The following is a 1,053-nucleotide window of genomic DNA, read 5'->3' as shown; positions in this document are numbered from 1 at the left end:
GCCGAAGCCCTGCTGGCCACCGCGCTCGGTCTGGTGGCCGCGATACCGGCGGTGGTGATCTACAACCATCTCGCCCGCCAGACGGCGTCGTGCCGCGCACAGGTGGCGGACCTGACCGCACTGGTGATGCGCCTGGTGTCGCGCGATCTGGGCCGTACGCAGATGCTCATGGCGCAGGGCAATATCGTGCGCATTGGCCCGCAGGCGCGTGATGTCCGCACGGCGGCCGGGGAGTGAGCCGTCATGATCCGCATGCGTCATACCGATGAAAGCCCGCACGAAGCCAGCGAGATCAACGTCACCCCGTTCATCGACGTGATGCTGATGCTGCTGGTGATCTTCATGGTCACATCGCCACTGACCACGGTGAACGTGCCGGTGGACCTGCCTTCCTCGACCGAGAAGCCCACGCCGCGCCCCGATGACCCGGTGTTCCTGACGGTGAAGGCCGATCACGGCCTGGCATTGGGGGAAGACGACGTCACCATGGACGGTCTGGCGGGCGCTCTGGAGAGTGCCACCAAGGGCAACAGGGACCAACGGATCTTCCTGCGCGCCGACAAGACGGTCGATTACGGCACGCTGATGGGCGTGATGGATAAGCTCCGGTCCGCCGGCTACCTCAAGGTCGCCCTTGTGAATCTGCAGGGACAGGAGGAAGGCAGCGAAGCCGGCACGACAACGGTGCCGACCGGTTCCACAACCTCGGGTAGTGCTCCTGCCACGGCTCCCGTTGCGGGAGGCACGCCGTGAGCGGCACGGCTGACATGGCGGGTACGCCCCATCCTGCTGGCATGACACAGGAGACGGTCCCGCCATCCTTTGCCGCGTGGCAGAAAAGGCAGGCCCGTCTGACCCGGCGTCACGATGCGCTCCGCTGGGGCCTGTCCTTCCTCGCCGTGCTGGCGGTCAGTGGCGGGGCGGTCTGGTGGATCATGCGCCTGCCGCCGCCCGTGCAGGCCGTGCCCGAACCACCGCCAGCAGCCATCGCCATCGACATGGCACCCGAACCGGTCTCTACACCCACGCCGCCGACCGACGCGCCGATCGGCC

The 1,053-nt window shown here is 67.3% G+C and carries 2 protein-coding genes and 1 pseudogene; all 3 read left to right on the top strand.

The genetic code is table 11. The annotated features are described in order from the left end of the window. Nucleotides 1-237: MotA/TolQ/ExbB proton channel family protein (locus tag JCM25156_RS17870; RefSeq protein WP_025814223.1), on the top strand; the 237-nt coding region annotated here is incomplete at its 5' end. A gap of 6 nt (nucleotides 238-243) precedes the next feature. Further along, entirely contained in the window at nucleotides 244-753 is a 510-nt protein-coding gene (exbD, locus tag JCM25156_RS17865; protein WP_025814222.1) for a TonB system transport protein ExbD, read from the top strand. Next, nucleotides 750-1,053 (top strand): annotated as a pseudogene (locus tag JCM25156_RS17860) (energy transducer TonB); the annotation flags it as partial. The gene exbD and the pseudogene JCM25156_RS17860, both read left to right, overlap by 4 nt.

It is taken from the genome of Komagataeibacter kakiaceti JCM 25156, assembly GCF_000613305.1.
Note: the sequence above shows the minus strand (reverse complement) of the source record. Positions and strands in the feature narration are given on the sequence as shown.